At 40.8% G+C, this 25,147-nt stretch carries 28 protein-coding genes; 13 read left to right on the plus strand and 15 right to left on the minus strand.

Annotated elements, in window-relative coordinates:
• The first annotated feature begins 166 nt into the window (after positions 1-166).
• Entirely contained in the window at positions 167-571 is a 405-nt protein-coding gene (locus tag AC1F2U_RS11275) for a hypothetical protein (protein ID WP_194045459.1), read from the plus strand.
• Between the two features lie 640 nt (positions 572-1,211).
• On the opposite strand, the gene AC1F2U_RS11280 is transcribed toward AC1F2U_RS11275, so the two are convergent.
• The 6 genes from AC1F2U_RS11280 to AC1F2U_RS11305 all read right to left on the minus strand — a co-directional run bounded on the left by AC1F2U_RS11280 (position 1,212) and on the right by AC1F2U_RS11305 (position 8,064).
• Positions 1,212-2,444, minus strand: a complete 1,233-nt coding sequence (locus AC1F2U_RS11280) for an aspartate aminotransferase (RefSeq protein WP_480261218.1) — start codon at positions 2,442-2,444, stop codon at positions 1,212-1,214.
• Positions 2,441-3,631 (minus strand): iron-containing alcohol dehydrogenase, encoded by a 1,191-nt coding sequence (locus AC1F2U_RS11285; protein ID WP_480261219.1) that lies wholly within the window; start codon positions 3,629-3,631, stop codon positions 2,441-2,443. The genes AC1F2U_RS11280 and AC1F2U_RS11285 overlap by 4 nt, the downstream gene beginning before the upstream one ends.
• 702 nt (positions 3,632-4,333) lie before the next feature.
• Positions 4,334-4,855 (minus strand): DUF2518 family protein, encoded by a 522-nt coding sequence (locus AC1F2U_RS11290; RefSeq protein WP_480261220.1) that lies wholly within the window; start codon positions 4,853-4,855, stop codon positions 4,334-4,336.
• A gap of 194 nt (positions 4,856-5,049) precedes the next feature.
• The gene (locus tag AC1F2U_RS11295; RefSeq protein ID WP_480261221.1) at positions 5,050-5,568 is read right to left on the minus strand and encodes a hypothetical protein; all 519 of its coding nucleotides are present in this window, start codon (positions 5,566-5,568) and stop codon (positions 5,050-5,052) included.
• A 283-nt stretch (positions 5,569-5,851) separates the two neighbouring features.
• The gene (locus AC1F2U_RS11300) at positions 5,852-7,240 is read right to left on the minus strand and encodes an O-antigen ligase family protein (protein ID WP_480261222.1); all 1,389 of its coding nucleotides are present in this window, start codon (positions 7,238-7,240) and stop codon (positions 5,852-5,854) included.
• Complete coding sequence (locus AC1F2U_RS11305) at positions 7,222-8,064, minus strand: YaaW family protein (protein ID WP_335184356.1); 843 nt, start codon at positions 8,062-8,064, stop codon at positions 7,222-7,224. Before AC1F2U_RS11305 ends, AC1F2U_RS11300 begins: the two co-directional genes overlap by 19 nt.
• Positions 8,065-8,191: 127 nt before the next feature.
• On the opposite strand from AC1F2U_RS11305, the gene AC1F2U_RS11310 reads away from it, so the two are divergent.
• From AC1F2U_RS11310 to AC1F2U_RS11330, 5 genes are all read left to right on the plus strand, one after another.
• Positions 8,192-9,271 carry an NAD(P)/FAD-dependent oxidoreductase gene (locus AC1F2U_RS11310; protein WP_480261223.1) on the plus strand — a complete coding sequence of 360 codons (1,080 nt, stop codon included), beginning with the start codon at positions 8,192-8,194 and terminating at the stop codon, positions 9,269-9,271.
• Positions 9,272-9,788: 517 nt separating this feature from the next.
• Positions 9,789-10,163, plus strand: a complete 375-nt coding sequence (locus tag AC1F2U_RS11315; RefSeq protein WP_480261224.1) for a hypothetical protein — start codon at positions 9,789-9,791, stop codon at positions 10,161-10,163.
• A gap of 198 nt (positions 10,164-10,361) precedes the next feature.
• Positions 10,362-11,177: an SIMPL domain-containing protein gene (locus tag AC1F2U_RS11320; protein ID WP_480261225.1), complete on the plus strand. Its 816-nt coding sequence runs from the start codon at positions 10,362-10,364 to the stop codon at positions 11,175-11,177.
• A 536-nt stretch (positions 11,178-11,713) separates the two neighbouring features.
• On the plus strand, positions 11,714-12,121 hold the full coding sequence (locus AC1F2U_RS11325; protein ID WP_480261226.1) for a VOC family protein: 408 nt from the start codon (positions 11,714-11,716) through the stop codon (positions 12,119-12,121).
• Between the two features lie 458 nt (positions 12,122-12,579).
• On the plus strand, positions 12,580-13,494 hold the full coding sequence (locus AC1F2U_RS11330) for a bestrophin family protein (protein WP_480261227.1): 915 nt from the start codon (positions 12,580-12,582) through the stop codon (positions 13,492-13,494).
• Between the two features lie 98 nt (positions 13,495-13,592).
• Here the strand turns inward: AC1F2U_RS11330 and AC1F2U_RS11335 are convergent, their stop codons facing one another.
• Complete coding sequence (locus AC1F2U_RS11335) at positions 13,593-14,441, minus strand: M28 family peptidase (RefSeq protein ID WP_480261228.1); 849 nt, start codon at positions 14,439-14,441, stop codon at positions 13,593-13,595.
• Positions 14,442-14,759: 318 nt separating this feature from the next.
• Here AC1F2U_RS11335 and dnaK point away from each other — a divergent pair, with 318 nt between their 5' ends.
• Together dnaK and AC1F2U_RS11345 are read left to right on the plus strand one after the other, a co-directional pair.
• Entirely contained in the window at positions 14,760-16,841 is a 2,082-nt protein-coding gene (gene dnaK / locus AC1F2U_RS11340; RefSeq protein ID WP_480261229.1) for a molecular chaperone DnaK, read from the plus strand.
• A gap of 115 nt (positions 16,842-16,956) precedes the next feature.
• Positions 16,957-17,952, plus strand: coding sequence for a J domain-containing protein (locus AC1F2U_RS11345; protein WP_322668494.1), 996 nt, complete (start codon positions 16,957-16,959; stop codon positions 17,950-17,952).
• Between the two features lie 55 nt (positions 17,953-18,007).
• On the opposite strand, the gene AC1F2U_RS11350 is transcribed toward AC1F2U_RS11345, so the two are convergent.
• Complete coding sequence (locus AC1F2U_RS11350) at positions 18,008-18,310, minus strand: type II toxin-antitoxin system RelE/ParE family toxin (RefSeq protein ID WP_480261230.1); 303 nt, start codon at positions 18,308-18,310, stop codon at positions 18,008-18,010.
• Positions 18,307-18,666: a type II toxin-antitoxin system prevent-host-death family antitoxin gene (locus AC1F2U_RS11355; protein WP_480261231.1), complete on the minus strand. Its 360-nt coding sequence runs from the start codon at positions 18,664-18,666 to the stop codon at positions 18,307-18,309. The genes AC1F2U_RS11350 and AC1F2U_RS11355 overlap by 4 nt, the downstream gene beginning before the upstream one ends.
• Before the next feature lie 139 nt (positions 18,667-18,805).
• On the opposite strand from AC1F2U_RS11355, the gene AC1F2U_RS11360 reads away from it, so the two are divergent.
• Both AC1F2U_RS11360 and AC1F2U_RS11365 read left to right on the plus strand, forming a co-directional pair.
• Positions 18,806-19,330, plus strand: a complete 525-nt coding sequence (locus AC1F2U_RS11360) for a J domain-containing protein (protein WP_480261326.1) — start codon at positions 18,806-18,808, stop codon at positions 19,328-19,330.
• Between the two features lie 31 nt (positions 19,331-19,361).
• Positions 19,362-19,634: a DUF3143 domain-containing protein gene (locus AC1F2U_RS11365; RefSeq protein ID WP_094351119.1), complete on the plus strand. Its 273-nt coding sequence runs from the start codon at positions 19,362-19,364 to the stop codon at positions 19,632-19,634.
• A 70-nt stretch (positions 19,635-19,704) separates the two neighbouring features.
• Here the strand turns inward: AC1F2U_RS11365 and AC1F2U_RS11370 are convergent, their stop codons facing one another.
• From AC1F2U_RS11370 to AC1F2U_RS11380, 3 genes are all read right to left on the minus strand, one after another.
• A complete protein-coding gene (locus AC1F2U_RS11370) occupies positions 19,705-20,823 on the minus strand; it encodes a glycosyltransferase family 4 protein (protein ID WP_480261232.1) in 1,119 nt (372 codons plus the stop codon).
• Between the two features lie 427 nt (positions 20,824-21,250).
• A complete protein-coding gene (locus AC1F2U_RS11375) occupies positions 21,251-21,391 on the minus strand; it encodes a hypothetical protein (RefSeq protein WP_480261233.1) in 141 nt (46 codons plus the stop codon).
• A 241-nt stretch (positions 21,392-21,632) separates the two neighbouring features.
• On the minus strand, positions 21,633-22,190 hold the full coding sequence (locus AC1F2U_RS11380; RefSeq protein ID WP_190240939.1) for a methylmalonic aciduria and homocystinuria type D protein: 558 nt from the start codon (positions 22,188-22,190) through the stop codon (positions 21,633-21,635).
• A gap of 170 nt (positions 22,191-22,360) precedes the next feature.
• On the opposite strand from AC1F2U_RS11380, the gene AC1F2U_RS11385 reads away from it, so the two are divergent.
• Positions 22,361-22,498 carry a hypothetical protein gene (locus AC1F2U_RS11385; RefSeq protein WP_480261234.1) on the plus strand — a complete coding sequence of 46 codons (138 nt, stop codon included), beginning with the start codon at positions 22,361-22,363 and terminating at the stop codon, positions 22,496-22,498.
• A 74-nt stretch (positions 22,499-22,572) separates the two neighbouring features.
• On the opposite strand, the gene AC1F2U_RS11390 is transcribed toward AC1F2U_RS11385, so the two are convergent.
• Together AC1F2U_RS11390 and AC1F2U_RS11395 are read right to left on the minus strand one after the other, a co-directional pair.
• Entirely contained in the window at positions 22,573-22,779 is a 207-nt protein-coding gene (locus AC1F2U_RS11390) for a glycogen debranching protein (protein WP_480261235.1), read from the minus strand.
• 146 nt (positions 22,780-22,925) lie between these two features.
• Positions 22,926-23,579 carry a MotA/TolQ/ExbB proton channel family protein gene (locus AC1F2U_RS11395; protein WP_480261236.1) on the minus strand — a complete coding sequence of 218 codons (654 nt, stop codon included), beginning with the start codon at positions 23,577-23,579 and terminating at the stop codon, positions 22,926-22,928.
• Between the two features lie 178 nt (positions 23,580-23,757).
• Here AC1F2U_RS11395 and AC1F2U_RS11400 point away from each other — a divergent pair, with 178 nt between their 5' ends.
• Together AC1F2U_RS11400 and AC1F2U_RS11405 are read left to right on the plus strand one after the other, a co-directional pair.
• A complete protein-coding gene (locus AC1F2U_RS11400; RefSeq protein WP_480261327.1) occupies positions 23,758-23,928 on the plus strand; it encodes a DUF6888 family protein in 171 nt (56 codons plus the stop codon).
• Between the two features lies 1 nt (position 23,929).
• Positions 23,930-24,154, plus strand: a complete 225-nt coding sequence (locus AC1F2U_RS11405) for a DUF6887 family protein (protein ID WP_480261237.1) — start codon at positions 23,930-23,932, stop codon at positions 24,152-24,154.
• 3 nt (positions 24,155-24,157) lie between these two features.
• On the opposite strand, the gene rsmH is transcribed toward AC1F2U_RS11405, so the two are convergent.
• The gene (rsmH, locus tag AC1F2U_RS11410) at positions 24,158-25,042 is read right to left on the minus strand and encodes a 16S rRNA (cytosine(1402)-N(4))-methyltransferase RsmH (protein ID WP_480261238.1); all 885 of its coding nucleotides are present in this window, start codon (positions 25,040-25,042) and stop codon (positions 24,158-24,160) included.
• Between the last annotated feature and the right edge of the window lie 105 nt (positions 25,043-25,147).

Raw genomic sequence — 25,147 nt, forward strand, 5'->3', positions numbered from 1 at the left:
TGTAAGTGCATAACTGCTACTATATTTATTTTTCCCATATTCAACTTGAGATTTTTGATTCTGTCGCGTAGTTTGATATTTGGCGATTAAATCCAAAGCTATAAGCAATAAAAATTAACAATTATTCAGTTTAATAACTCGATCGAAATACCGGATGTAATAAATTATGGCGCAGCTAGAACGACTCCTGAAAATGGCAGAAGATGAACTAACTGAATACAGTACTGATGCCCGTAAAATAGAAAAACTACGCCGTAAAATAGGTTTAACAGTATCCGTAACAGAACAGCAGCAAGTAAAAGAAGCATTACTTGCTAAGATGAAATCTAATATAATTACCCAAGTTGTAGAAGAACAAAGACAAGCAGTAGCCTTACCATTTTGGGGAATTGCTGGATTGGGTTTGTTACTAGGAATTTCTTTAAATCAACCCATAGGCTTGTTAGCGTCTGTAGTTGGAACTGTATTAGCTTATAGAGTTCAAAAATGGGGTTGGAAATTGCAGGCAAATCGTTTATTGTTACAAACATTGGAAGATATTGAAACGCGTATTGCCCAACCTACTAAGTAACCATAAATATGTATTTTGCAGATAAATTATCTATGAAATACTTATACTGTATTATACTAAATAGGAAATTAATCACTTAATTTACATCTCGTAAGCACTTAACAATTCCTTTGGGATCACCATAGCAAAAAAATTAGATATTGGATTTAAGATTAGGTATTTATTAAGAAAGACAGCAAGCAGAAGGCAGTCTTCCGTAAACTCGAACTGCCCTCCGTCTTCATTCAATATCCTGGTTTGCGGGCAATGAATGCTACATTAGCTTTTGACAGCAGATATTAGACAACTTGCAAAAGTTATACCAGTTAAATTAATGATTGCGACACATGCTTGGGTAAAGACGCGATGAATCGCGTCTCTACAGATGGTCTATTTGTCGCATTCTTTTTTCAAATTGGTATTACTTTTGCTTTCCGGTTGGGGAAAGGTTAAAGGGGAAGGGAAAATTCCATACCTTTATCCCTTCCCCCACTTCTGCAAAAAGTCTATTGAATATAGCTACGGGTTGTCTCAACCTGGAAGTCCACGTTAGAGAGTTCACTTGCAATAGCTGCCGCTTCGTATAATCGTATTTTTTACACGATCTCAAAGATCGTCAGCAAAAATTTTAGTCATGTAATATTAGTTTTCTTTTCTCTAATCAACTAACCAGATCGGCGATCGCTTCTGAAGCAGGGACTACAGCTTCAGGTTGATAGCGGATGCCAGCTTGCTTGAAGCGATGTAAAGCTTCACCCAAGCGATCGCAGTCTGCAATCAAACTGATCCTGACATAACCCTCACCTGCAACGCCAAAGGCATTACCTGGAGTAACCACAACGCCTGTTTGTTGCAACACGTTCAGGGCAAAATCTGTGGAACCAACACCAACGGGACACTTCACCCAAAGATACATCGTCGCCTTGGTTTTGGGGATATCCCAACCTAACTCTCCTAACCCTTGAATCAGGAAATCGCGGCGGGTACGATAACGTTGTTGTACCTCGTGCAAATACACATCTGGTAGTTGCAAAGCTGTTTCGGCTGCTGTTTGTAATGCTGCAAAAATGCCGTAATCCAAGTTAGTTTTCAGCGTCCGCAAACCTTGAATTACATGGCGGTTCCCCACGACAAACCCAACGCGCCAACCAGCCATATTGTAGGTTTTAGATAAGGTGTGAAACTCCACACCAATATCTTTCGCGCCGGGAATTTCTAACAAGCTAGTGGGTTGATAACCATCAAAAGCTAATTCGGCGTAACACAAATCATGCACCAGCAAAATTTCATATTTGCGGGCGAAAGCGACTATTTCTTCAAAAAATTCGCGGGGGGCTGTGGCAGCAGTGGGATTGCTGGGATAGTTGAAATAGAGAATTTTAGCTTGTCTGGCAACTTCGTCAGGAATGGCAGCTAAATCAATTAACCAGTCATTTTCGGGTTTAAGAATCAAACTATGGATTTTCCCACCAGCGATCGCCGGGCCGCGAAAATGTGCCGGATAAGCTGGGGAAGGAACCAGAACTAAATCACCAGGGTTAACGTAGGCGAGTGCTAAATGAGTTAATCCTTCTTTAGAACCCAGCAATGGCAAGGCTTCGCTATCAGGATCGAGAACCACATCATAACGGCGACGATACCAGTTAGTGATGGCACGGCGGAAACTAGCAGTGCCTTCAAAAGGCGGATAACCGTGATTGGCGGGATCTTTTAAAGCTGCGATCGCCGCTTCGACTACTGGTGCTGGTGTTGCACCATCGGGGTTTCCCATACCCAAGTCAATTAAATCTAACCCTTGTTCCCGTGCTTTAGCTTTCAGTTCATCTAAACGGGCAAATACATAAGGTGGTAGTTTTTGTATGCGTTCTGCTGGGACAATCCAATTTAAACTCATAAAACCTCGTCACTCATTCCCTTGGGCGAAACTCGATTTGCAGTATCTCTACTATCTATAGGTGCAGTGGTAGAAACCATTGCCGCCATCAACTGTTCTGGCGCGACTTTAAATGGTAGTCGATGGATGTCAGAATTTGGAACTAGAGCCATTTCGGCGGCTGTTTGCAATTCACCTAATGTAATATTGCCCAATCCTAAATCACTTAATTTCTGGGGTAGTCCAATTTCTGTGTAGAACTTTAACAACTGTTGTCGTGCCGATGCTGCTAGTTGATTGCCTTGTAGCATTTCTTCTAAACGCAGTTGCACTAAGATCCCAAAAGCAACCTTTTCGCCATGAATACTGCCATGTCCTGAAATATGAGTTAAACCGTTATGCACGGCATGGGCGGCAACAGTGCGGCACTGCGCTCCTCCAAGTCCCCCAACTACCCCGGCAAGTAACACACTGGCATCTACCACTTCTCGCCAAACCTCACTACCTGGTTCTTCGAGGGCGGCGGCTGACTTTTGTAAAAGGATATCTCGCAAAACTCGTGCTTGTTGCACCGCAGCAATAATTAAAGTGTCTTGCAAGTGTCCACTGCTAACTGAGGCTTCGTACCATTTAGCGATCGCATCACCAATTCCAGCTACCAAGGTACTTTGTGGTGCAGTTTTAATCAAGTCATAATCAAGTATCAATAAATCGGGACAACGAGATAGCCCCACATCGTAGAGAAAAACCCCATCTTCCGAATAAACATTCGATAAGGCACTCCAAGCTGCACAAGTAGCCCCGGAAGTCGGAATTGTCACTACTGGTAGATGTAACTGCTGTGCGACTAGTTTCGCTGTATCTAGGGCTTTGCCGCCACCAACACCAATAATTACATCAGCCTTATGTTCTTTTGCCTTTTTATGTAAAGATTTTAGGCTAGCTTCGCAGCAATCTGCACCATAAGAAGCTTGCACAGTATGTAACTGGTGCGCTTCTAAAACTGGTTGTAAATTTTGTTGGCTGATAGCGAGAGTAGACTTACCTGCCACAATTAAGGGACGACTTCCCAAACAGGCAATCTCTGCTGCGGCTGTTTGCAACACCCCGGAACCACGGATTACTTTTGCAGGGGAAACTGTGAGCGTAAATAATGAACTAGAGGTTTGAGTAGACAAAGAAGGTTGAGTAGAAAAATTATTGGGCATATAATCTCGTTTACCAAAACCTTGATATTTCTTAATAATATAGACTAGCGTTCGAGGATACTTGTTGCCAAACTGGTTTTTGGATGGCTTTAACCTGACACGCGGCCGATCTGGATTTGAGCCAAGCAATTAAATAGATCAGTTCTGTTGCCTACTGATTGAGTAGTTTGACGACATTCCTTGAATCTATAAATACCCATTGGCCTGGAATTCCGAACTATCAAAGTTTTGAATAACCCTATAATTAATTAACATTACCATTGTCAGATTCTCAAGAAAAGCAATCGAGAATTGATAATGTGTAGGCGATCGTGCTATTTCATGCAATTTTTAGCTACAGACATACAACCCTTTGATTTGCTGCAAAGAATTTTAAAAATGGCAACAGGGGCACTTAGGACAACAACTGACAAATTACAACTGTCAGTACCCATTACCCCACGCTGATTAACTTTTTCCCACAGTATAACCACTAAAGTGTGAATATCTTAATCTAAAAATAACCATTATTGTATCAGTATATACAAAATAATTGTTGTCATCCTGATAACAGGTAATTTATTTTTGTTCTTTGGGCATGGGGCATTGGGTATGGGGCATGGGGCATTGGGCATTGAGCATGGGGCACAAGGGAAAGACTTACTGCTACTGCTCCCCTGCTCCTCTGCTCCTCTGCTCCTCTGCTCCCCTGCTCCCTGCCTCTTAAGCAGTAGGTTTTGGCAATTTGGCGAAATTGTCTGTGTAAATTTTGACTGTTACCGGTGAATTTTGATGAGAAACGAGCGATCGCTTAACCTCACCCAAATAAACTGGGACAGAAATCCCTGTTTCCGGGTGGATAATAGTGCGGGCACGAACTGTCAAATTGTCGTCTTCCCGTGTACCAGAGCGACCATAAGAAAAGAGATTGCTAGCTGCTTGACGTAAAGTTGCTTCTAATTGTGTGGGTGTAATTTGGGGTGATGTGGCAATCACCGCTTGTGTTGAGCCATTGTCATAAACTAGAGTGTACCGCGCTGCTCCTGGAATCACAGTCCGACTTAAGGGAACTATTGAAAGCCCAAATAAACCAGCAGTCAGCACCAGCATAAAGCCAGTCGTACCCACCAACCGAAAGCGGATGCCCCATTTGAGAATAAAAGCCAAAAATGTCAAGGCAGCAAATACCAAGGTAGCTATACCTGACCATTGGGTGTACTGAAGAAAGTTAGCTGTTGTGAGCATAAGGTTGGTTATGGAAGCGTCTTTTTTTCGTTACCGACACACCCATTTTACCGAGAGCTTACACCATAAAGGTTATCGTAGTATTTAATGCCAATCAGAATATTGGACGCGATTTGAATCTTAGTCATATAAAGATTTTCGGTCTTCAACCCCATAGCTAAAACTGGTATTACTTTGCCAAATTCCTCAGTTATTCAGAATAGTATTGCCTCAGCAGAAACGATATGGGAATTTTGAGATATCTGCAACTTAGTTTGAACACTATCAATAATTGCCGTCCAATCAGTATCTTTGTTCCATTCAGAGCGAATCCTGATTTTAGTCGCCGCGTCGTAAAGTCGGCAAAAAACCACATTTTCTTTGCCAGCAATTACAGCGATGATTGAGGGCTTAGAAAAGTCCTGAACTAGTGATGCAGCCAAAAGAAAAGTTTTAGCAAAGTTAGTTTCTATCTCAGTCCTAATAATATAAATTTCATCGGCTCTAACAACAATATCTAATTTAATATTATCCCTTTCTCTAAAGTCTTTTGTCGTTAACTTAAGTTCTGATATATACCCAGTCAATCCTGTCTGTTGAACAGGAATAGTTATTTTATTATTGATGTCGTAATGATACCAAAGATAAGATTCTCTACTTAGTTCACCACTTTTAACATACAAATAAATAGGTTCTGGCGGGTTACAAAGACCTACTTTAATTTCAGGAACCATACTTTACATTCCTTGATTAAAGTTAAAATTATTTTCGATATTCTGTAAGGTTAAATAAAATTTTGAATTGTGTTTAACTGAATAAAAATAATAAATATACAAAAGGGCATCTACAAGAGATGCCCGTCATGCAGGAAAACCCCAAAGGGATGTCCCTACACCTTCCCAACAATCAGCAACAGTGACTAATTAGGTATTAGTCACACTCACAGACGTGAATATAACAATCTTATTAACTTAAAACTCTCAATGTCCCCAGTGCATACACTGAAAAAACTAATAGCTAATTTTGACGAGATGCAAGCTTGTCTTTTTCGCGATCGCGATGTACCACTCCAGCAATAGCAGCCAAAATTAGCCATGAAAGCGCATTCAAACGAAAATCAAAGAGGGTTACATCTACTGTATTCAATAAAATCCATCCAACAAAAGCCAGAAGATAACTGAAAAATATCAATTTGTCTCCTGTATCTATATATTTTGAATTTTGCAGTAAATGCACACTTTTAATCAAAATCCAAGCTAGTAAGCCACAAAATAAACAAGTACTGGGAAAACCAGTTTCAGCAGATAACATCAAAAACAAGTTATGAGGATGACCCAAGGGAATCTGCATCTTTGCTTTGTAAAGTGTACTAAAACTGCGTAATCCCCAACCAGTCCAAGGATGTTGTTGAGCTAAAGACCAGGCAAACTCCCACTGAGTTTTTCGCATTAAAGCGACTGGTCTATCTGGATACATATCGTCATTTAACCTTGCCCAAAAGAAGGCAGGAACTACAAAGCGAAAAATTTGAGCGACTGATGAGGGAGCAAAAGCCGCCAAAAGAATAGTAGAAACGATCGCAGCAACGCTACCTACAAGAATGCGCCAACCTTGGTAAAGTGCATAAGCTAAACAGGCAAAAATAGCGATCGCCCACCCATTACGTGAGTTGGTGAAAATTAAGGCAATGAAATTTGTAATTACCGCCAGGGTTAGGAAGAGAAAGGGGACTGGAGACTGGGGCGCAGTCAGTCTTTCCCCCCTGCCCCTCTGCCCCTCTGCCCCTCTGCCTCTTATGCCCAATTTCCAATACCTCATCCCTAATCGCCATTGTTCGATCCACAACCCTAGACTAAGGATGAAAACTATTACTAGATAAGCTGCGAAGGTATTAGCGTGCAAGAAAAGTGAAGCGATACGACCTGGTGGATTTCCGCTTGGTGTGATTGTCCAACTAAACACAACCCACACAAACTCGAACTTGAAACTCCAGCCTAAAAATAATTGTCCCAAGCCCATAATTGCTACTGGCATGGAACCAATTACCAAAGCCCAAGCCATTTGCCGCAATTGGGCAAATGTTTGAATCAGAGCGCTATGGGCAGCGAAAAGTAAAAAGAATGGTAATAAATTAAATAAGCCGAGGAAAGCTGCTGTTTTGTCTTGGGCAAACCCAGCACTCACGATCAGTAATACACTCAACAGGGCAAATCCCCAGTTGAGGGGGCGGCGATTAATTTTGCGGGGTTGTTTCAGCCAAGTTATTAATGAGACAAAACCTACAGTTACAGCCCCCACAAAAGGACTCAATGGGAAGATTAACAATGCCCATAGAGAGTAGTTCCAAGAAGATTGCCAACGAGACTTGAAATATTCAAAAACCTTGTTCAAGCTGGCTCCCAACATTCCTCACGAGTGAGGCGAATTTGAGCTAAGGCGAAGATGGTGGGGATGATTCGACCATAGTTAGTAGCGATCGCTCTCCAGCCCAAATCTGCAATAAACCAAGTCCACATCATTGGCCCAATCACGGCAAACATCGTGCGGGCTGCCCCATAACGAGCTGCACTCACTGTCATACCCCGTTGCGCCATTTGCATCGTTACATAGCTTTGAAATTGCGTTGCAGCTGCCTCTGAGCCTGTAATTGCCGCTTGTTTGGCTACTTCATAAGTAGCAAAGTGGATGGCGAATTGACGGGCAATTTGCTTAAGTACAAGTGGCTGGAGAAGAGAAGTAACCGCGATCGCACTACCGCCTTTGAAAAGTAACCCCAAGGGGTCACGTTGCAATAAAAGTGGTAAGGGTTGTTTTAATTCTGATTTGAGCAGCTGACGCTGCACCTGGACAGTCAATTTTTGTTTTTCTTGTTCCGGTAATTTTTTCCACACCTGTCCTAGTAGATGCAAAAATACTTCTGCTTCTAAATCAATAGTTGCCAGCTGATTAGAATAGGGAATTTTTAGATATTTACATACTTGAACTAAGGCTTGTCGGTAAGTTACCTGGCCTGTGCGTCCCCGTAATACTGTGATCCCATCTGCCGCCAAAAAACGAAAGCGGCCCTCTAGTGCATCTAACCAAGCTTTGCGGTCTTGGCTTTGTACTTCGATGGGTTCGGGTGTGTGTACATAGTCTAAGGGATTGAACTTACGACTAAATAGAATTGCCGTTAAGTCTTGCAATTCTTCTTCGGTCGCTAACTCTAGCGCCGCCCTCATTTCATCCAATTTCCCTTCCTCCCTTCCGTGCAGCTTTCTGTACCTTATTCTACTATTAGCTTTCAGCAGTCATTAGTAGTAATTTTGTCCTTTGATGATAACTAATGACCAATAACTAACTAAGGACTATTGACTCATGACTGATATTGCAGTGATTGGTGCCGGAATTGCTGGTTTAGTCTGTGCCCAGCAGTTAAGTCAAGCTGGATATTCGGTGGTAGTGGTGGAAAAGTCGCGTGGTTTGGGAGGAAGATTAGCTACACGCCGCTTGCATGGAACTTTGGCGGATCATGGGGCTTGTTACCTGAAACCAAAGGGTGAATTATTGGAACGTTTTGTGGAGATATTGCGCGATCGCAATATCCTAGAAGTTTGGATAGATGAGGTTTACGAACTTACAACAGGCGCTCCTTTATCTGAACCGAAAAACCGCAGTCCGCGTTATGTTGCGCCTGGGGGAATGAGTGCGATCACTAAATCCCTCGCCCCAGGTTTAGAAATATTACTGAATCAGCGTGTTATTGGTATTACCCAAACTCCCGAAAATAGCTGGCGTTTGACTCTCGAATCTAGTAATGAAGAATTAACTGCAAAAGCTATAGTTGTTGCTATTCCTGCACCCCAAGCTGTGATGCTGTTAGAACCTTTGGGTGAAAGTGTATTGGATGCAGCCTTTCTTGATAACTTGCGTTCTGTAGAATTTTATCCTTCGATTAGTGCGATCGCTGGATATCCTTCTACATCTCAACCCCTCCCTCAGTGGAAAGCCCTAACTTTTGTGGATGATGCTGATTTAGCATGGATTGGTTTGGACAGTAGCAAGCGTCCTAACCCTCAACAACCACATTTTGTGGTGCAAAGTAGCGCTGATTTTGCCCAACGTCATCTAGAATCACAGGATTTACAACCTGCGGGACAATATATGTTGCAACGAGCAGCTGAATCTCTGTCCCTTCCTTGGCTGAATACTGCCGAATGGATGCAAGTACATCGTTGGCGTTATGCCTTTCCCAGCCGTCCTTGGCACGAAGCTTTTTTGTCTGCTGGAACTCCCTTACCTTTAATTTGCTGTGGTGATTGGTGTGGCGGCAATCTTGTCGAAGGTGCGATGCTTTCTGGATTAGCTGCGGCTGATGAAATTAACAATCAGTTGCATCATTTCCCTTTCAATAATGTGAACTTTTTAAACGTTTTTGCCCGATCGTTTCATCTGTAGCTAGACTGATCCTGCACTATCGTCAGTCGCCATTTTTCTCACTGACTAAATCAAAGTACAACAAATAAGTTTTTTAGATGAAATAGCAAATTTTGCTGCGAACCTAAAAAGTGATGCCAATTACCCAAAAAGCTTAACTTCATGAAAAGCTTGTTCCTAATTCAAGTGGTTTTCTTGCTGTTAATCTTGATCCCCTAGTCTTTATGCTGCGTTTTATGTAGATTTCTGCTAAAAAGGCAGAAAATTGAAATAATTAGGATTATAAATATAAAATGTCGGTAACTTACCAGCTTATTGGACGCTGTTTTAATAAGTAATGCTGTGAGACAGGATAAACTTTAACTAAAACAAGCAAAGCCAAATGTCTGAGATTGTACCAAGATAAGAGGCTAGTTTCGGGCTTGATTGCATCTGTAAGTTGAATTACTTTTAACTGATTATCATCACGATGTTGCCATCTAAAAAAGTTATTTTCTCCACCAAGCATTGACTTGATTAAAAAAGGAGTTTAAAAACCATGAAAACAGTAGTCAATTTAACACAACAATCAATAGTGGTAGAAATTGAAAGTATTTTGAATACATATCCATCCCATCCATATCAACAAGCCTTTGCAATTCCTGATTTACGCCAAGAGCTAATTACTTTCGTCCTCAACCGCATTCCCTCCTTTTACAGCGTCATGTCTGATGAACAGATTCCAGCGGAGGCTCAACAAGGAAGCTTGGCTTATTACAAATTGCCTCGTAAACCCTTAGAGCAGCAACTACATTTACAGAATTTGATTCACCAAGGTATTTGTCTAATCGTTCAAGAAAAGTCAGATTGGATTAGCCATCGTGTTTGTGAAACAGTTCAACCAGCTTGTGAACCCTCTCACTGGTTTGGTTAATAGTTCTAACAAGATTTGGCTCTCTGCTGAGATATCAATAACGTCCGCAATGAATTTTGAATTTTTGAGTTAATCTCACGGCTAAAGGCTGTGGGATTAGCTCAATATTTTTTTACGTAGATTCCTCTTGAAGTGTAAACTTTGACAATCACTAAGTTCAAAGGATATTCCCAGGATATGAGAAAAATAACTGCTCTAATGCTAAGTATTTCCGTGACTGTCGGGGTAGGAGCATTAACACCCAAAGTCACTAATGCCCAATTGTTTTACCCACCAGCGAGCGATCGCCATTCATTAATGGTAATCGGTCAAGGGGTAGTGAGAGTGCCAGCAGATACAGCGGATATTGAGTTGGTATTCAGTAGTGGAGGTAGCAATAGTGGAGGTAGCAATGATGAGTTACAAACGCAACCATCATCTCTACCCGAAACCCGTCGCATATCCTCACCGACTCTACTTTTTAATTACAAAACAGCAGCAGAACCTTTACCAAGCAAAAAATCTCTAACTAAAACAACTCTTCAGCCTGTAGTGGATAGCTTAGTTGCTAAAGGCATTAGGGCTGATAAAATTCAAGTGCAAATTAACCCTAATTCCAGTGAAAATAACGCCAAGATATTGGTGAGGCTAGAAAAACCAACGCGCGATCGCGTCCAGGAAATTGTTGCTACAGCGAACAAGTCCACAAGCGAAATTGAAAACCTTTCTGTCAAGAGTGTGGGTGTTGAGTACGCAGTAAATGACTGTCAGGCTTTGCAGAGTTCAGTTTATCAATCAGCGATGAAAGATGCTCAAAGCCGCGCTCAGGCTTTAGCAACTGCTATGGAAGTTAAACTTAGTACACCTTCTGTCGCCGAGCCATTTTACACATTATTTTATCCCTCATGTAGTTCTAAAACTGGAGTTCCTTTGCCGTCGTTTGCTAGTTTTTTATTATCACCAGCTTACGATCCAGAAGCACCGGCAGAAGTTGAAATGAAAAAGGATATTTTTGTAACATATACAACGAAATAAACATTTATATTTACTGCGATCGCACTTTGATCTAGTCAAAATTGGAAGTGCGATCGCACTTAATTATTTACTTCATTTTTGAATGAAAAAACTCCAGAAATGTTTGTGACAAATCTGGAGTCAGGAAAGATACGCATTTACCTATACCAAATTTTCACACTGAGAGAATACTACGTCATCAGGGTATACACTCAAATGTAGATAAAAGTGTTTGAGGATTCTTGTTTGCATTCCTTCTCTGTGAGAAATAACGCAAAACAGCCCCAGATAATCTGAGGCTGTTTTGCGAGAGTTGTTTGGCAGGAAGGGTACATCAATAAGTGATGCCCGTGTTAAATATAGATAATTCAGTATGCATCCTTATTCAGCCATATTTTGCCATATCAGGATGATTGGGAAAATTTTTATGGCTTTTTCCAAAAAGAAACTCCAGATGCACTTAAGGCATTCTGGAGCAGTAACAGGTTTCTAACATCAATCAATTTTTACATCTGCGATCGCCCGATGTCGTTAGGGTATATACTCAAATGTGTTTTATGTCTACTTATCCGCAAATAGACCAGCAAATTACCTTCCTTTCTACCCATAATCTGAATGTATCTACAGAATTCTACGAACAAAAGCTAGGTTTGGAGTTATGGCTTGACCAAGTTACCTGTCGAATTTATACTGTTAGTGGTTCTGGATACTTAGGATTGTGTCAAGCAAGCGAAACATCAGCTCCTCAAACCGAAAAGCAATCAAGTGTTATTTTTACCCTAGTAACACAGCAGGTGGATGAATGGTTTGAATATCTCAAAGAACGTGACGTTGAATTTGAAAAGCCACCGACACTAAATGAAAAGTACAACATTTACCATTGTTTTTTCCGCGATCCTGATGGCTATTTGATTGAAATTCAACGTTTTGAGACTAACGACAACAAAAAAGACATAACCAAATAAGTTATGTCTAGACGTTTAATGTACAGGGCAGGATTTTTACAGGCTAGAACTTTTTGATTTACTGGGGTACATGATACCGACTAATGCTGTATGAACATTATCGATAGGAATATACCTTTTCTTCCATAGATTTATCGGGATCAAATGCGGGATTTATGCTGCCACTGGGAAATAGTTACATCTCTTGACAATTTGAGTTTAGTTGTAGTCTGCCCTAGCATTGTTTTTGACTTTTATATAATGTTTGCTTCAGTCCTAATAATAAGTATTTAACGCGGACTTTAAATTGTATAACAGAAACTAGAATGAAATACATAATCGTCAGTATATTATGTTTCTAACAAGAATATTTTTTCACGTATTTCTTCGCTAATTATGCTACTTTTATAATGCTTATTTTTAAGCAAAAAACTACTGAACACATCGGTTCAATAAATATATTTTATTAGGGTGAATACATGATGAACGAAAAAATAAAATGGTTCCGCACAGCATTACAACCTAAAGGTTCAGTAATAAAAGCAATTTTAAAACATGTTTTATGGTGTGGAGCTTTTGGATTTTTAATTTCTCTGCTTCACCATTTTGAAAAACCTGTATCCCAGCCTATTTTAGTAAATGTGATTCCTAGTATTGTTTTAGGTTTGTTACTTGTTTTTCGTACAAATACTGCTTATGAGCGATTTTGGGAAGGGAGAAAATGCTGGGGTTCTATAGTAAATAACGTCCGAAATTTAGCTCGGCAAATTTGGGTATCAGTTGATGAAATTTCACCAGAAGATAAAGATAAGAAAATTACGGCATTAAACTTATTGGTAGCGTTTGCTATAACAACTAAATTACATTTGCGAGGAGAAGGTGTCAACAGCGAGTTAGAAGACTTAATGCCATCTACTAAGTACATAAAACTGAAGATTATGAATAATCCTCCTATAGAGGTTGCCTTTTGGATAGGAGATTATTTACAGCAACAGTACGATCGTAATTGTCTTAATAGCTACCAGCTAACATCAATGCAAGAATTATTGAATAGTCTTGTGGATAATTTAGGTGCTTGCGAACGTATTTTAAAAACGCCTATGCCGCTTGCTTATGCTATTCATTTGAAGCAATTACTGATACTATATTGCTTTTTGTTACCATTTCAAATAGTAGACAGTCTCGGTTGGTGGACAGGTTTAGTGTCTGCTTTGGTTGGGTTCACTTTGTTTGGTATTGAAGCCATCGGCTTAGAGATAGAAAACCCCTTTGGTTATGATGCTAATGATTTACCATTAGACGCAATTTGTGAAACAATGAAGCGTAATATTGACGATCTAATTACTTTGACTCCCAATGCGCGATCGCATCAACAAGATAGTATAACCAATTGAAAAAAGTTGAAGATATTGATTAATAAAAAATATACAACAGTTTGCAACAAGTAAGTCAGGTGAAAAATGCAAGACTCACGCATCAAATGTAATATAAATCACAACCGCCGAATCGCCATCTCTAACCCTTCACATACACGAGTAAGAAAATCTAAATCCAAAGTAGCGATCGCATCACTAGCTTTGTGATAATGTGGATTTCGCAAGAATGCCGTATCTGTCACCATCATTGCCGGATAACCCAAATCCCAAAATGGAGCATGATCGCTAAGTCTGGTTTGGGGAACTATTAAACCTCGATTCGGCACGGGTAGCCATTGACTAGATACGCCAGCTTTGCGAATATTACGACTCATTCCAATTAAGTCAGGCAATGTCCGCAAGTTACCAATTAAAGCAATAAAATCACCTGTATCTGGGTAGAAGCGTTCCAGAGGAGGAGGGTAACTTTGGGAACCAGGTGTAGAATCCTTATAGCCCAGCATTTCTAAGGAGATCATTAAGCGTAGCTGTTGCTTTTGTTGATGCAACAGGGCTGCATAGTCAGCACTACCCAGTAAGCCGTATTCTTCCATATCGAAAGCAACCAGCCTTAAGGGATATCTGACAGGTTCAGCAGCAAACTTTCTTGCCAATTCCAGCAACACCGCCACACCTGTAGCATTATCATCAGCCGCAACTGTTCCCGGAACCCCATCATAATGAGCGCCAATTAAAATTGGTAGCAAATCCTTTTTTTGCCCTTTGGCTTGGGATGGTAAATTTAATATCAAGTTATTACAAGCTTTACCTCTGACTTCAAAGGTGTGGATTTCCACACTTCCCCATTGGGAAAATTCCTGGCGGATGTATTCTTGGACAAAAAAATGCCCAGCCGTTGCCATATAAGGATCGCGTTCTCGCGCGATCGCACTCAGGGAAGTCTGTAATCGCTCTGTTAAATTCAAATCTTTTAAGTAGTAGCAATAATATTAGAATTTTCAAGCACTCAAAAAAGCAGAGCAAGCTTTATTAAGGTTAACTTACCAATTTGCAGATAACTTAAACAGAAGTAGGCGGATATCAAGAATTGAGGCTGCTTGGGCACACCAACCGTCTCAATGCTATCCTAGTCTTGCAACTATCTCCTCTAGCTGCACTTCTTAGCTTACTGCCTTAATGATGAGTATTATACATTGAGGTGTTTTTATCTTGTAGCACAAAGCTAGAGGTAGTTCCGCCCAATCATAATAAATATATAAGACACTTTAGGAGAAGAGTAACGCATGGGCAAGGTAGTCGGCATCGACTTGGGTACAACCAACTCAGTAGTCGCCGTTATGGAGGGTGGCAAGCCGGTGGTGATTGCCAATGCAGAAGGAATGCGAACAACCCCCTCCGTAGTTGGCTTCAGCAAAGAAGGTGAAAGGGTGGTTGGGCAAATGGCACGGCGACAAACCGTCCTCAATCCTCAAAATACCTTTTTTGCAGTTAAACGTTTCATTGGGCGGAAGTATGGCGAACTTAATGCAGATTCTAAGCGTGTGCCCTACACCATCCGCAAAGACGAAGTAGGTAATATTAAAATTGCCTGTCCTCGTATGAATAAAGATTTTGCCCCAGAAGAAATTTCGGCAATGGTGCTGAAGAAATTGGCAGACGATGCTAGCCGCTATTTGGGTGAACCAGTCACAGGGGCAGTGATTACAGTACCCGCCTATTTTAATGATTCTCAGCGACAGGCAACCCGTGATGCTGGCAGAATTGCTGGTTTAGAGGTGTTGCGGATTCTCAATGAACCGACTGCGGCATCTTTGGCTTATGGATTAGATCGGGGTGACACGGAAACTATCTTAGTCTTTGATTTGGGTGGTGGTACTTTTGACGTGTCGATTTTAGAAGTAGGCGATGGGATATTTGAAGTCAAGGCTACCAGTGGCGATACGCAACTTGGTGGGAATGACTTTGACAAAATAATCGTAGATTGGTTAGCAGAGCAATTTCTGGAAACAGAAGAGGTAGACTTAAGACGCGATCGCCAAGCTTTGCAACGTCTGATGGAAGCCGCGGAAAAAGCCAAAATTGAGCTTTCTGCTGTCAGTGTCACCGATATTAACTTACCCTTCATCACCGCCACGGAAGATGGCCCCAAACATCTCGAAACTCGTTTAACTCGTTCCCAATTTGAAGGCTTGTGTGGTGATTTGGTGGGAAGATTGCGGACACCAGTAAAACGCGCCCTCAAAGATGCCGGACTTTCACCTAGAGACATTGAAGAAGTTGTCTTAGTTGGCGGTTCTACACGGATGCCAATGGTGAAGCAGCTTGTGCGCGACTTGATTGGCACAGAACCCAACGAGAATGTCAACCCCGATGAAGTCGTGGGTGTGGGTGCAGCAATTCAGGCAGGTATTCTCGCCGGCGAACTCAAAGATGTGCTGCTTTTAGATGTCACACCCCTCTCTTTGGGATTGGAAACCATCGGCGGCGTGATGAAAAAACTTATCCCCCGCAACACAACCATCCCAGTACGTCGTTCTGATATTTTTTCCACGTCTGAAAATAACCAAAATACTGTGGAAATTCACGTAGTTCAGGGCGAACGGGAAATGGCAGCAACCAACAAGTCTTTAGGACGGTTCAAGCTCTACGGCATCCCACCCGCACCACGAGGAATTCCCCAAGTTCAGGTGTCATTTGATATCGATGCTAATGGTATTTTACAAGTAACAGCCCTAGATAGAACCACTGGGCGAGAGCAAAGTATCACCATTCAAGGCGCTTCCACCTTGAACGAGTCAGAAGTGAATCGGATGATTCAAGACGCTCAGAAATACGCCGATGTCGATCGCGAACGTAAAGAGAGAATAGAAAAGCGGACTCGTTCTGAGGCATTGATTTTCCAAGCAGAACGACAACTCAGAGAAGTCGCGCTGGAATTTGGTATGCAGTTTGCCCGCAGCCGCCGCCAAAGAATTGATAATATTTGCCGACAACTGAAAGAGAGTCTTCAGGAAAATAGCGATCGCGGTATCGATCAAGCCTACGCCGACTTGCAAGATGCTCTCTATGAGCTAAATCGGGAAGTCCGCCAGACTTATGCTGAAGATGAAGATGACGACTTATTTGGGACTATCCGTGACATCTTTACTGGCGGTGATAAGGAACGAGAACGCGAATTTCCCAGAGATACATATCGAGAACGCGACTCATACAGTAAAGACTATGGCAAAGATTACGGTAGAGACTATGGCAGAGATTCTAGCCGCGATAATCGTTCTTCCTCTTATGAAAGCCGTCCTCCACGCAAATCCCGCCCCAGCTACCAAGATAACTGGGATGATGAAGAAGACAATGATTGGTTATAAGAAAAGTTAGGAGTTAGAAGTTAGGAGTTAAAAATAAATCTTTCAACTCATAACTCCTAACTCATAACTCTTAATTAATCCAAAATCTAAAATCTAAAATTTAAATAACTGAACTATGCAAAATTTGCCGAATTTTCGCGATTACTACGAAATTTTAGGAGTATCTAAAGATGCCTCTGCTGAGGAAATTAAAAAGGTTTATCGGCGGTTAGCAAGGCAATATCACCCCGATCTCAATCCGGGTAACAAAGAATCTGAGGAAAAATTTAAGGATATCGGCGAGGCTTATGAAGTTCTTTCCGATCCAGCCAAGCGATCGCAGTACGACCAGTTTAGCCGCTACTGGAAGCAAAAAGGCTTTGCAGGCAATAAACAAACGCCAAAGGCTAAAACTTGGCAGAGTAGCGCTAGCGATCGCAACGGGAATCAAGATGTAGATCCTAGCCAATTCTCCGACTTTGAAAGCTTTATTAATCAAGTTATTGGTGTCAAAAATAAGAGTGCGGCAAATAACTCCAGTAATGGCAATAATAGCGATCCGTTTCGTTCCCCCAGAACAAAAGTTGCTTACACAGTTAACACTCCACCTCGCACAACCCGTCGAGATATAGAAGCCAGATTAACGCTTCCACTAGAAAAAGCTTATCAAGGTGGTAATGAACGCATTCGTTTGGAAGATGGGCGATCGCTAGAAGTTAATATGCCACCAGGTATGGTGACAGGTCAAACCATCCGTTTGCGGAACCAAGGCGTTGGTGGTGGCGATCTATACTTAAAAATTACCGTTGAACCTCATCCATTATTTAAGTTAGAAGGTTTAAATATCGTCTGCCAAGTACCTGTTACTCCCAGCGAGGCAGTTTTAGGAGGACAGGTAGAAGCACCTACTCTTGACGGGCCTGTGAAAATGACCACCCCTCCTGGAGTTAGGTCTGGTCAAAAATTTCGACTAGGTAATAAAGGTTATCCTAATGATGACGGTAAACGTGGCGATCAATTAGTAGAAATTCAAATAGTTACACCGAAAAATATTAGTCAAGAAGAACGGGAACTTTACGAAAAGTTACGGCAAATTGAAACCTTTAAACCCCGTGCTGATTTAATACGTTAGCAATCAGATATCAATCTTAATGAAGCAATTGACTAGAACAATGACTAATTTGTAATTAGTCTTCGTCATTTTGAAAAATAGTTTTTATATCTTGTGAGCCGTGCAAGATACGTACAATTTCTATGCCTTCGTCTATTGGACGATAAAAAATTAAATAATTTTTCACTGGGAAACTTCGCAAAAAAGGAGCCAATTCATCTCGTAATCTGCCCATTTTGGGTAATTTGGCCAGCTTTGGAAAGCTTTCTCGCAGAATATCAAAAAGTGTGTCAGCAGCTTTTAAGTTATTTGGGGCAAGATATTTCCATATATCTTCAATATCTTGCGCTGCTTGAGTAGAAATCCGAAATCGACTCATAGAGAATCGCTGTTAGCCAAATTTTGCTGTCCTCGTGCTTTAATATTTGCAAAAAAAGCTGGAAGTGACTCGTCGTTATATTCAGTATACTGTTCGCTATCGAGTTGCTTAATACCAACGTCAATCTGACTGCGTAATGCTTCTAACTTGAGTTTTTGCAGTTCTTCTTCAAGGCGCTGGAGTTCATCTATCATCTGTTGAAACGCTTGTGCTTCATGCACCACAACCTCAGCTTTCCCATTCACAGTTAGTACAAGCGGAGATTTTGTTGCCTTGATCCTCTCTACGTAATCTTTGGCATTGCGCTTGAAGTCGGTAAGAGTTTGAATATTTTCGAGATTAATTTTGATCTGCATCGCATCTAATTAAATGCTTTATTAAGCAATCTTATCAAATGCTAGACCTGCTGTGTCTTCTCCAATTCATAAAGGATTTAAAATATAAAAAATATCTTTGAGCAAAGTGACTCAAACAGATGTGAATCAAAACGGGGCAATGCCACAAAGCAGCGAACCAACTTATTACTCTCTGCTAGGACTGCATCCCTGGGCATCGGTAATTGACATTCGTCGCGCTTATCGGCAACTGAGCAAGGTCTATCATCCTGATACTACAGACTTGCCGACTGCGATCGCTACTCCCAAATTTCAGCAAATCAACGAAGCTTACGCCACCCTTAGCCATCCAGAACGCCGATTAAGCTACGATTTGAAAATTGGCTATTCCCGCTTTGGAGTGATTCAACCACCCCCTGATTTGAATCATCCCGTCTCGCATTCTCATGACTGGTCAAAATCAGCTTACCTCGATGCGAGCGATCGCCCCTTATCATCTGGCGAAATCTTTGCTTTATTTATGCTGGTGTTAACATTTGTAGGTTGTCTGTTATTAGCAGTTGCCATTGGCTTAACCCGTGGCGAGGCTGCTTTCCCAACCCATTTGTTGCAACCAAATACATCTGTACAACAGCAGATTAGCTATATATCGCAACTAATTGTCCATCCGATAATTAAAAATTAAACAATTCCCTAATCCAAAATCAAAAATTCCTATGGCTCTTCTTCCCTCTGATACTCCTCTATATAATCATCCCCTGCCACAAATTGAGCAGTGGCTAAAAGACCAAGGTTGTCAACAAGATGAAACACAAAGGCATTGCTGGCGTGTACAACGACCTAATTGGCAAGCTGAATTATGGCTCGATGTCGAGCAAATTGTAGTGCGATATGTTCAATCTGGGGAAAATGGACAAGATATCCAACGCTCATTCAAGTATTCTCTTAGTCGGGATGATGTAGAACAAGCTGTGTTTTCTGGACCATAAGGAAGTGCTTATGTACTATTGGTAGAGCTTCCAATAAGCCCGTTACAGGGTTGCTGCCCTATAACAAGAATTATGTATCAGATTTTGTTACCAATGCTTTAGGAGTAAGTTGGCTACAAATTTCCAGTAGTCTATTAACAGCACGCGCAGCCGAAAACTTTTCTGCAACGTATTGGCTGGACTGAAAACCCCGGTTAATTGCTCCATCTGGATTATCTAAGCAATATCGCATACATTTGGCTAATTCTTCTGCATCTTCATTTTCAAAAAATAGGCTGTGCGGCCCTCCTACTTCTGACAATCCTCCCATTTTTGAGACAATCGAGCAGGTTTGAACGCTAGAGGCTTCTTGGACTACGTAAGGTGCTGGATCTTGCCAACGAGATGGAGCAATTAAAGCCAAAGCATCTTGAACTTTTAGAAGTACTTCTTTTTGAGGAACTTTACCCAAAAAATTAACTTTGTTGGCAATTCCTAAATCAGACGTTAACTGTTTTAATTCCTGAGATTGTTCGCCATCGCCAATAATAGTAATTTTAAATTCTTCCTTTTCATCTTGTAAAATCCGCGCTGCTTTTAATAAAATATCTACGCCTTTGTCTGTAGCTAATCTACCGACAAAAATAAAATTATATGGTTGAGATAAATTTTCTAAAGTTTTAAACTGGTTTTCCGACTTGATTTCAATCGGATTATATAAAGTATCAACTGGCCAAGGAAAAGCAGAAGATTCTCCTAAAAACTTACTACAAGCTGTATGATAATCGGCTAAGAAGGCAGTAGAAAGTCGGATAACTAGGCGTGCCCATTTGATAAAAGTGTGTAATTTCCACTTTAATGGATAATTAGCTTTCGGTAATGTGTGTTTAAATTCAGCTTTTAAACGTTGCGTCAAGTTCATCTGCTCATAACTAGTATGAGTGGATTGATAAAGAGAATAATGATATTTAATAATTATCTTTTTTCGCAAAGCTTTACATAGTAAAGTAAACAATAAGTCGTTAGAATTCATGTGGACTATATCTGCCCAAGCAATATAATTAAACCATTTAGCGATATTATCTTGTCTGGTCGAAATAGTTTTAACTTCAATTAATCTAGTTTCCAATTCAGGAATAATAGAATAAATATAAGTTAAAACTCCACTAATTTCATTGTCATAATGACGGTGTTGAATTAATATTTTCATATATCAGGTATGGGAAATTTTGTATTTATGGAAATTGTGGTTGAGCATAACTATGAAACAAGTATTTCAGTTTGCTCAGAATAAACTTGGTTTCTAAGGTAGGTAAGCACAAATAAATCTAACTATCTAACGAGATATAAAAAGCTTGAAACCTCTGCGATTGCTTCTCTACGAGACGCTACGCAAACACTTCGCTGAGTCCCAACAATACACGCTTTACGATCGCAACAGCCATAGTTATAAATCAATACGGTTCAGTTAAGGCTAAAACTCGTTGTCAAAGTCAATTTTTTAACGAACCGCCAAGGACGCAAAGGACGCAAAGAAAAGAAAGAAATGCTTAACTGAACTGTATTGAGTTATAAATTTCCTCATCCATCTACTATATGCAGAAAGTTGGGAACAGGATTTTTCCCGATAGTTATAGTTATATAATTCCCGCAGATGCTACTAAAGTACCATTCTCTTCACTACAAGCTAAAAGTTTAGTCTGACAGTAGTGGATAAAATTATCATCAATTTGAAATACCTGCCGATCGGTCTGAGATGTCACCCAAACAGGAACCAAAAACCATTATTCCCGGTTTGATTTCGTAGCATCTACTTATAAGAGAGAAGTAACAAGGCGCACTATCGCTTTGACTATCCTAGCTTCTTGGAAAAATTTCTTTGGAGACACAAGTGCTGATATACGTCTTTACATACCCAATGACTAATACTTCGACCACGCTCAGTACAAGTGACCAATGACCAATACTTCTCTTCGAGAGGCTGCGCCAACGACTACGCTCAGTACAAGTGACCAATGACTAATAATTAATTTCTTTCCACCCATGCATGGATGCTATGCCTTTTGTAACCCATTCGATGACAATTGGCGGAGCTTCTGATATCAAAATACTAGGATAAACTGCTGCACCCCAATCGGGATGAACTAAGACACGGCATTGATTTTTAATCACTGGATAGTTGAGCAGAGCTTTGACAACTGCTGTATCGTCGTGAGGAATTGCTCCGGGATGGGAAAGTAAGGGATAGCCTGTACGAGGGTCGATCAGGTCAGTTAAATAGCCGCGATCGCGCAGATTAAATGCTAAATCACAGCCAAATCTCATAAACTTTTCTCGTAAGCGTTCTTTCTCTGACTCTACTTCTGCTGTCTTTTCGACTAATTGATAACGTGATTGTTGTAATACAATCACTACTCGTAAAAATGGCTGCCGTTTCCAATCTGGCAATATCCGTTCGCAGTTGGCACAGATATATTGACTGGGAGCATGAATTGAAATTTGAACCGCTTGTCCTGTTTCGCCAACTAAATTAATGGGACAGGCTTGCTCCGAAGTGTAAACTTTGGGATAGTTCACTAAATTGATTCGGCTTATACAAATTTTTTAATTTAATCTACGGTATAAATGATACCTCTTAAAAGTTAAGAAAAATCATCATTTTTCTATAATATGTTACTTTTTTTGGAAGCAGTTAATAATAATTTGAGAAATTTAATCCGAATTTTATCCTTTATTAACCTCTTTTCATGGAAGTTGCTGCGATCGCTGTAGGCATTGGCAAAGATGCAACGTGTGTTAGACAAGCGATGCCTATGGCAGGCTACGCCTACGTAGATGAAATATGTTCGCTCGAAATCCCAAAAAAGCAAAGCAGGTTGAAGTAAGCAGAAAATAACAAAAGTAATTATGTCTGCCAGGAAATACTTCAGTTATACAGGCTAATTTCTATAGCACCCAATTAATTGAGTTTTAAAGAATTCACCGGCACTTCATCCCAAGAATCGACTGTCCGCAATCGTGCCACCCAACCTGCGGCCTTTTGCCTTTCGGTCAAATTATTCTCAAAAGAATCATGACAATCTTTAGCTTGAGATTCATTGCGAGTGGCAATACAGGCATGAATCATCCCAGACGGATCGATTTGCTCATTTACCCAAATAGTCATGGAATATTTCCTCAATAACTGTAGCGAACAAAGCTATTCGTCATTTTAGAATACTATTAGAGTCAAAAGTTTTAGAGCAAAATCGGTAACAAATAATGAACTAATCTTAACTACCGATTACTAATTGACAATTACCCAGTTCCGCTTCATTTATTTGGCAGATATGATTTATCTCCTCTTTCGTAGCGACGGCGGTAGAGTAATTCTAACTGTCCGCCATATTCTTGAATCCAGGCAATCTGGCGCTGGTAGAGTCCCCGGAAGGTATTGGCAAATAATAGTGTAAAGATTGCCACTACCAACCCTGATGCTGTAGATACTAAAGCTTCACTAATTCCAGATGTTACACCTGTTGTTTTACTACCTCCTACATCTCCAATATTCAGAGAAGCAAAGGAGTTAATTAATCCCAATACAGTGCCTAAAAGTCCTAACAGAGGTGCAAGACCAATAATTGTCTCAAAAATATTTTGGGAGCGCTTGAGCAAAGGGATTTCGGCTTGTGCTTCACTTTCTAATGCCAAGCGAAATTCCTCTGGTGTCGGCTCCTCCAATTCTAAAGCTGCTAAAAAAATTCGAGTTAGGGGTAAATCAGTGTTTTTCTGCAATTTATCTAAAGCACCAACTACATTATCAAGGCGATAAAGGTGTAACACCTCTCGCACCACCTTGTTTTGCCGATTATTTATCTTTACCCAAAAGATGATACGTTCGATAATCAGCGCCACCCCTAACAAAGAGAATGCCAGCAGAGGCCACATGACCACGCCACCTGCTGTAAACAGATTACTAATTTCCATTTATTATTTTTGAACTCTTCAACAACGCTAGGTTAACAGATCGTTGAGATGGAGTATTTTAACGCTGCGTTGTAGTTACAACAGCTTTTGGGCTATCCTCAGTTTGCCGATCGCGATCGCAGCTTATTGAGAATTTCTTTTTAGCGCTAATTTTAATAAATGTTAAGGAGTTCAGATTATTCCTACACCAGAACAAAAAACACAGTGCTACATATTGTGCTGTTGGTTTACTAAGTTTTACTTGCCTATTAATATCGTTCGTATGGATGAACGCACAAAAAATCTATTTTTCTTGGCAGGTGAGGAAAATATTATAGAAATATACCCTAACGGTAAATGGAATACATAGGATGAGCAAGCCTAATTTTCATGCAATGAGCCAGAAAGAGTTACATGATTACGTTCTTGCTCATCGGGAAGATCGGGAAGCCTTTTACGCTTATGTGGATAAGCTGCATATCGAAGGTAATTGGATTGAAATGCCACCGTTAAAGTCAGAACAAGATTTAGAAAATTATCCTCAGTTCATTGAACGTATTCGCAGCAGTTCTGAACCACGAGATGGAGCAGTTTAAGGCTTACAGCAACTTTTCAGCTATCCTCAACTTGGCCGATCGCGATCGCGGATTTTTCCCAATTTCCTCTTCTTGTGCAATAATCGGCTTTTTTGTCAATACTTTTAATAAAGGTGAATTTCTTAAACCATGCTTCACCGGACGGTCTTCCAAACTGTGGAAACTGATAATCGCAATTCTGCCACCAGGGACAAGGGCATTTGGCGCTTTATCCAAAAAAGTTTCTAGGGATTTTAACTCATCGTTGACGACAATTCGCAGAGCTTGAAAAACACGGGTAGCCGGATGAATTCTCCCATAACGGTATTTGGGGGGAACTGAAGAAGCGATCGCATCAGCCAATTCTGTAGTCGTGTGCAACGGACGGCGTTCTATAATGCGTCTCGCAATGCGCCGCGATAATCTCTCTTCACCATACTTAAAGAAAATATCTGCTAATTCTGCTTCATCCCAATTATTAATTACATCAGCAGCAGTTAGCGATCGCCCCCGATCCATTCGCATATCCAAATTCGCAGCTTGGCGAAAGCTAAAACCCCTTTCTGCTTTATCTAAATGGTAAGAACTTACACCCAAATCGGCTAAAATACCATCGAAAGTGTTGGGGGGAAATTCGTAGTCAGCAAAATTGCGATGAATAAATTGTACGCGATCGCCAAACTCTGCTAATTCTTTCCTCGCTGCTGCTAAAGCATCCTCATCTTGGTCAATCGCCGTTACTCGCACATCCGTTGCAGCTTCTAAAATTAGGCGACTATGACCACCACCGCCTACAGTCGTATCAAGATAATGACCTCCTGGAGATACCGCTAGACCTGCAATCACTTCTTGCGGTAACACTGGTAGATGGGAAAATATCGGTTCTTCAATAGCTAGCTGACGATTCATGAGACTTAGGGCAAAAAACCAGAGATGAACTTTAATTATGTATTCTTTTGTTTGTGTCTTTGTGTGTTCCTAGCTAAAAAATAGTATTTGAACCACTAAGACACA

The sequence above is a fragment of the Nostoc sp. LEGE 12454 genome (genome assembly GCF_056620565.1).

Bases quoted from the DNA above. Each gene is read 5' to 3' on its own strand.
- AC1F2U_RS11315 (WP_480261224.1), top strand. From the start codon at position 9,789: ATGAAAACAGTAGTCAATTTAACACAACAATCAATAGTGGTAGAAATT.
- AC1F2U_RS11360 (WP_480261326.1), top strand. From the start codon at position 18,806: ATGCCACAAAGCAGCGAACCAACTTATTACTCTCTGCTAGGACTGCAT.
- AC1F2U_RS11285 (WP_480261219.1), bottom strand. From the start codon at position 3,631: ATGCCCAATAATTTTTCTACTCAACCTTCTTTGTCTACTCAAACCTCT.
- AC1F2U_RS11275 (WP_194045459.1), top strand. From the start codon at position 167: ATGGCGCAGCTAGAACGACTCCTGAAAATGGCAGAAGATGAACTAACT.
- AC1F2U_RS11345 (WP_322668494.1), top strand. From the start codon at position 16,957: ATGCAAAATTTGCCGAATTTTCGCGATTACTACGAAATTTTAGGAGTA.
- AC1F2U_RS11395 (WP_480261236.1), bottom strand. From the start codon at position 23,579: ATGGAAATTAGTAATCTGTTTACAGCAGGTGGCGTGGTCATGTGGCCT.
- AC1F2U_RS11370 (WP_480261232.1), bottom strand. From the start codon at position 20,823: ATGAAAATATTAATTCAACACCGTCATTATGACAATGAAATTAGTGGA.
- AC1F2U_RS11290 (WP_480261220.1), bottom strand. From the start codon at position 4,855: ATGCTCACAACAGCTAACTTTCTTCAGTACACCCAATGGTCAGGTATA.
- AC1F2U_RS11350 (WP_480261230.1), bottom strand. From the start codon at position 18,310: ATGAGTCGATTTCGGATTTCTACTCAAGCAGCGCAAGATATTGAAGAT.
- AC1F2U_RS11405 (WP_480261237.1), top strand. From the start codon at position 23,930: ATGAGCAAGCCTAATTTTCATGCAATGAGCCAGAAAGAGTTACATGAT.
- AC1F2U_RS11355 (WP_480261231.1), bottom strand. From the start codon at position 18,666: ATGCAGATCAAAATTAATCTCGAAAATATTCAAACTCTTACCGACTTC.
- AC1F2U_RS11310 (WP_480261223.1), top strand. From the start codon at position 8,192: ATGACTGATATTGCAGTGATTGGTGCCGGAATTGCTGGTTTAGTCTGT.
- AC1F2U_RS11385 (WP_480261234.1), top strand. From the start codon at position 22,361: ATGGAAGTTGCTGCGATCGCTGTAGGCATTGGCAAAGATGCAACGTGT.
- rsmH (WP_480261238.1), bottom strand. From the start codon at position 25,042: ATGAATCGTCAGCTAGCTATTGAAGAACCGATATTTTCCCATCTACCA.
- AC1F2U_RS11300 (WP_480261222.1), bottom strand. From the start codon at position 7,240: ATGTTGGGAGCCAGCTTGAACAAGGTTTTTGAATATTTCAAGTCTCGT.
- AC1F2U_RS11280 (WP_480261218.1), bottom strand. From the start codon at position 2,444: ATGAGTTTAAATTGGATTGTCCCAGCAGAACGCATACAAAAACTACCA.
- AC1F2U_RS11365 (WP_094351119.1), top strand. From the start codon at position 19,362: ATGGCTCTTCTTCCCTCTGATACTCCTCTATATAATCATCCCCTGCCA.
- AC1F2U_RS11295 (WP_480261221.1), bottom strand. From the start codon at position 5,568: ATGGTTCCTGAAATTAAAGTAGGTCTTTGTAACCCGCCAGAACCTATT.
- dnaK (WP_480261229.1), top strand. From the start codon at position 14,760: ATGGGCAAGGTAGTCGGCATCGACTTGGGTACAACCAACTCAGTAGTC.
- AC1F2U_RS11320 (WP_480261225.1), top strand. From the start codon at position 10,362: ATGCTAAGTATTTCCGTGACTGTCGGGGTAGGAGCATTAACACCCAAA.
- AC1F2U_RS11330 (WP_480261227.1), top strand. From the start codon at position 12,580: ATGATGAACGAAAAAATAAAATGGTTCCGCACAGCATTACAACCTAAA.
- AC1F2U_RS11325 (WP_480261226.1), top strand. From the start codon at position 11,714: ATGTCTACTTATCCGCAAATAGACCAGCAAATTACCTTCCTTTCTACC.
- AC1F2U_RS11390 (WP_480261235.1), bottom strand. From the start codon at position 22,779: ATGACTATTTGGGTAAATGAGCAAATCGATCCGTCTGGGATGATTCAT.